Annotated in this window: 4 protein-coding genes; all 4 read left to right on the top strand. The window is 50.6% G+C overall.

Going from position 1 to position 5,292, the window contains the following annotated elements; all coding sequences use genetic code 11:
• Window positions 1–41: 41 nt before the first annotated feature.
• Window positions 42–1,424, top strand: a complete 1,383-nt coding sequence (locus tag ACWA6V_RS16800) for a CmpA/NrtA family ABC transporter substrate-binding protein (RefSeq protein WP_449523571.1) — start codon at window positions 42–44, stop codon at window positions 1,422–1,424.
• Window positions 1,425–1,510: 86 nt separating this feature from the next.
• Window positions 1,511–2,497, top strand: a complete 987-nt coding sequence (locus ACWA6V_RS16795; RefSeq protein WP_449523570.1) for an ABC transporter permease — start codon at window positions 1,511–1,513, stop codon at window positions 2,495–2,497.
• Window positions 2,498–2,563: 66 nt separating this feature from the next.
• The gene (locus ACWA6V_RS16790; RefSeq protein ID WP_449523569.1) at window positions 2,564–3,424 is read left to right on the top strand and encodes an ABC transporter ATP-binding protein; all 861 of its coding nucleotides are present in this window, start codon (window positions 2,564–2,566) and stop codon (window positions 3,422–3,424) included.
• 275 nt (window positions 3,425–3,699) lie between these two features.
• The coding region (locus ACWA6V_RS16785) for a thiamine pyrophosphate-binding protein (protein WP_449523568.1) at window positions 3,700–5,292 on the top strand (1,593 nt) is incomplete at its 3' end.

The following is a 5,292-nucleotide window of genomic DNA, read 5'->3' as shown; positions in this document are numbered from 1 at the left end:
TCCACCGCCAGGAGCCAGAGATGAAAGAAACAATCACAACAATGAAAAAAATTTCAACGCTATTATTTCCAATCGCTAAAAAAACATTCGTTATTGCCGCTGCTATTTCTTTCATGGCATCAGCACAAGCAGCCACCGGACCAGCGGAAAAAGAAAACTTAAAATTTGGTTTTATTAAATTAACCGACATGGTTCCTCTCGCTGTTGCGTATGAAAATGGCTACTTTGAGGATGAAGGACTGAGTGTAGAACTGGAAGCGCAAGCCAACTGGAAAGTTATTCTTGACCGCGTAATTACCGGCGAACTTGACGGCGCTCACATGCTCGCAGGCCAACCCATAGGCGCAACTATCGGTTTCGGCACCAGCGCACACATAGTCACCGCCTTCACCATGGATTTAAATGGTAACGCTTGTACCGTTGCTAACGACATTTGGAAAAAAATGAAAAAAAATGTCCCCATGGAAAATGGTAAAGCCGTTCACCCGATCAAGGCCGATGCGTTAAAACCCGTAGTGCAACAAATGAAAGATGCAGGCAAACCCATGCAATTGGGCATGGTATTTCCGGTATCGACACACAATTATGAATTGCGTTACTGGCTCGCTGCAGCGGGAATTAAACCTGGCTTTTACGCACCACACAAAGGTGATACCACCGGCCAAATCAATGCGGACGTGTTGATTTCGGTAACTCCGCCGCCGCAAATGCCCGCAACCTTGGAAGCTGGAACTATCAACGGCTACTGCGTAGGCGAACCCTGGAACCAACAAGCGGTATTTCGTGGCATTGGTGTTCCAGTCATTGCCGATCGCAATATTCGCAACGAAGTAGCAGAAAAAGTATTTGGTGTTACCAAAGACTGGGCCGACAAAAATCCGAATACACACATTCGTATTGTGAAAGCATTAATTCGCGCGGGTAAATGGCTTGATGAAAATAACAACGCCAATCGCTCCGCTGCAGCAAAAATGATTTCTGCTGGCCACTATGTGGGTGCTGATTACAAAGTTATGGCCAACTCGATGACCGGTGTATTTGAGTACGAGCGTGGCGACATTCGCAAAGAACCGGATTTCAATGTGTTTTTCCGCTACAACGCCACCTACCCTCACTATTCAGATGCAGTGTGGTACCTGACCCAAATGCGCCGCTGGGGTCAAATCCCGGAAGCCAAACCCGACAACTGGTACATGGAAATGGCGAAGAAAGTGTTTATGCCTGACATTTACCGCAAAGCGGTTGCCGACTTGATTGAAGACGGCACTATGAAAGCCACCGACTTTCCTGACTTGGAAAAAATGACCGGCATACGCGCACCCAACGCAACAACATTCATCGACAACATTGTATTTGATGCGACCAAACCAAACGAATACCTGAACCAATTTGCGATTGGTATTAAAGGCGATGAAAAACTCTAAGCGCACCACACCTGAAATAGTTTAGTTGCATGACAGAAAAAGCGAGATCACCAAAGAGTGGTCTCGCACCCCCCAGAGGAAATTGTATGAACAACGCCATCGCTCGTTTTAAAAAACTCTCTTTCGAGATGCCATCCGCTGAAAAAATACGCGGCATGGTGCTCGCGGTGTTAATTCCTTTTATTGGCCTGCTCGCTTTTTTACTGTTCTGGCATGTCGGCGCACCCAATATTAAAACCTCGCTGGGCGATTTCCCGGGCCCCAAACAAGTGTATGAGCAATGGAATAATCTCGTTGACGAATACCACGCCGAAAATGTGCGCGAAGAAGAATTTTATGCCCGCCAGGAAAAACGCAACGCGGAATTGCTGGCAAAAAATCCTGATGCTGAAATTCGTGTGCGCGAATTCTCTGGCCGCCCCACGTTTTTTGACAAAATTGAAACCAGCTTAATCACCGTGTTGTGTGGGTTTTTTGCAGCCACTGTGATTGCAGTACCCATAGGGATTTTGATTGGTTTAAGCCAACCGCTTTATCAAGCATTCAACCCTTTGATCCAAATTTTTAAACCCGTATCACCACTCGCTTGGTTGCCATTAATTACCTTGGTGGTGAGCGCGGTGTATGTGTCTGACTCACCCTTATTTTCCAAATCATTCATCATCTCCATGTTTACTGTCACGCTTTGCTCGCTCTGGCCAACCATGATTAACACCGCTGTGGGGGTTGCGGGTGTGAGCAAAGATTTAATCAATGTGAGCCGCGTATTGCGCCTCGGTTGGTTTACCCATGTGATTAAAATTGTGTTGCCATCCTCTATTCCGATGATGTTCACCGGCCTGCGTATTTCGCTGGGTATTGCCTGGATGGTGTTGATTGCCGCCGAGATGCTTGCGCAAAACCCCGGTCTCGGAAAGTTTGTGTGGGACGAATTCCAGAATGGTTCATCCGAATCACTGAGCCGGATTTGTGTGGCGGTATTGACGATTGGGTTAATCGGTTTCTTTTTGGATCGCACCATTCTCGCCATTCAGTCCTACGTGAATTGGGATAAGAGTGCAGTGGTACGTTAATTGCGTTAAAAAATTCAGTTCCCACAAATTAATTTGTTATCAAAGGCAGTAACAGAGGAAAACACTATGAGCCAGATTCATCTTGAATTGACCAAAGTCGGCATCGAATTTCCAACGCCCAAAGGCCCATTTTGCGCGCTGCGCGATGTGGATTTAAAAATTAAAAAAGGTGAATTTGTATCGCTGATTGGCCACTCGGGCTGCGGCAAATCCACCGTGCTCAACATTGTCGCCGGTTTGTATCAAGCCACTACCGGCGGCGTGGTTCTGAATGGCCGCGAAGTGAATGAACCCGGCCCCGAGCGCGCCGTGGTATTCCAAAACCATTCACTCCTGCCTTGGCTGACTGCCTACGAGAATGTAGAGCTGGGTGTGAAACGTGTATTCAAAGGCAAAAAAACCAAAGCGGAAATGCGCGAGTGGATTGAACACAATCTGGAATTGGTACACATGACCCACGCCATCCACAAACGCCCGGACGAACTCTCCGGAGGCATGAAGCAGCGCGTGGGTATCGCACGTGCGCTGGCGATGGAGCCGCAAGTGCTGTTGATGGATGAACCCTTCGGTGCCTTGGATGCACTGACCCGCGCCCACCTGCAAGACTCACTAATGGAAATCCAGAACGAGCTGGGTAACACCGTGATCATGATTACGCACGATGTAGACGAAGCCGTACTGCTCTCTGACCGCATTGTGATGATGACCAACGGCCCCGCCGCTACTGTGGGTGAAATCCTCGATGTGCCGCTCGCACGTCCGCGCAATCGCCTCGAATTGGCCGACAACGCCGAATACAACCATTACCGCTCAGCAGTATTGCGCTTCCTGTATGAGAAGCAAAAAAAAATTGAATCCATCGACGCTAAACGCGCCGAGAAGCAACTCGACAAAGACGCGCCTGCCAAGGCGAAAAGCGTCGCCTGATCTCGCGCTGGTTTGGCCCTGTGGCGCCCCATCGCCACTAGCCAGTAGTGCGAATTTGACCTCTGTTTGCCCCGGCTTGCCGGGGCTTTTTTATGCCTAAAAGAATGTGGGATTTACCCTTTAAAAGCCAAATCTAAAAAATAAGCGCATTAATTAAGCGTTTTGACTATTTTTTGGTTGGCACATTTTTCATCATTGGTATATATTATGCAGCATATTTTGACGACACCCATCCGTGATGGACCACGCACTTCTGGAAACAAGGCGCGAACTCCATGCAGCAAGCCATTAACAAACCCTATCTCCTCCTCACATCGAAACTGGAACAATCTCCGGTTACGGAATTTATTCCCGCGGTAGAACCCGTGACGCTCGGCGAGCTGGAGCAATTCACACAGCCAGAACAGCTAAAGACACAGGACGTCATAGATACCTACGCTGATTTAATTATCGATTACCTCAAGCAATTGAATATCGATACGGTCTTTGGCGTTCCCGGTGGTGCAATAGAGCCGCTGCTCAACTCGCTCGCACGCAGCGAGCGTGCAGGCGGCCCACGCCTTGTAGTGGCGCGCCACGAGTGCGGCGCGGCATTTATGGCCGATGGCTACTCGCGCGAAACCGGCAAAATGGGTGTGGTCTGCGCGACTACCGGCCCAGGCGCAACCAATTTGATCACCGGTGTGGCCTCGGCCCTGGCCGATGAAATTCCCATGCTGGTGATAACCGCACAAACGCCGCTGCCCAAATTTGGCAAGCGCGCGCTGCAGGAATCCAGCTGCACGGCCATCGATACCGTCGGCATGTTCCGCTACGTCACCCAGTTCAATACGCTGGTATCGCACCACGAACAGCTCGAAAGTAAATTGGTGTCGGCGATCATGGCAGCGCATCGCAAACCCAATGGCCCGGTACATATCAGTGTGCCTGCCGACGTGTTGCGCGCACCAGCAACTATCAATGCGCATATCCACAGCGACTTGCTGGTGCACGATTTCGCCATGGCCGATGATTCCGCTATCGCCCGCCTGTGCGAAAAGCTCGGCAAGGTCGATAACATCGTCATGTACATTGGCAATGGCGTGGGCAAAGCCAGCAAACAGATTATGGAGTTTATCGAGCTGACCGGTGCCGCGTTTGTCACCGGTCCTATGGGTAAAACCTGGGTCGATGAACATCATCCGCAATATCGCGGTGTGTTCGGTTTTGCCGGGCACGAGAGCGCCAGAAACCTGCTGCAAAGCAAAGAGGTCAACCTGATCCTCGCGGTAGGGACTGAGCTGGGCGAGCTGGGCACCAGCGGTTGGAAAAACGATTTGCTCAATACCAAACTCGTCCATATAGATTCATCGATTGAACACTTCACCCGCTCGCCCATGGCGAACCTGCATGTGTTCGGCAATATCGATGTGATCTTTGATCGACTGGTCAAAAGCGTACGCGAAGTGCGCAAATGGGGTCGCACCTGGCAAACACTGCCGGGTGCCGCCACAGAAAATGCCAACGGCGGCTTTTTCACTCTTAACGATGCAGACAAATGCCACTCCAACGCCAGCCCGGTAAAACCCCAGCGGTTGATGTGTCACTTGTCGCGCGCCCTGCCCGACGACACGCGCATTTTTGTCGATGCCGGCAACGGCTGGTCCTGGGCGACGCACTACCTTACCCGCTCCAACAGTGAAGGCCTGTACCGCATCGCCATGGGTTACGGCTCAATGGCCTGGTCGATTGGCGCAGCGATAGGCTCTGCGATCGCCAATCGCAATGCCCCGACGCTGTGTATCGTCGGCGATGGTTCCTATTTGATGAGCGCGCAGGAAATTACTGTTGCCGCACAGCAAAAACTGCCGGTGGTGTTTCTGGTATTA

The organism is Cellvibrio sp. (assembly GCF_053579595.1).
The sequence above is the reverse complement of the archived record's forward strand: the minus strand, read 5'-3'. Positions and strand labels throughout refer to the sequence as shown.

Excerpts from the sequence above, each read along its gene's own strand:
- ACWA6V_RS16800 (WP_449523571.1), top strand. The coding sequence starts at position 42 with ATGAAAAAAATTTCAACGCTATTATTTCCAATCGCTAAAAAAACATTC.
- ACWA6V_RS16795 (WP_449523570.1), top strand. The coding sequence starts at position 1,511 with ATGAACAACGCCATCGCTCGTTTTAAAAAACTCTCTTTCGAGATGCCA.
- ACWA6V_RS16790 (WP_449523569.1), top strand. The coding sequence starts at position 2,564 with ATGAGCCAGATTCATCTTGAATTGACCAAAGTCGGCATCGAATTTCCA.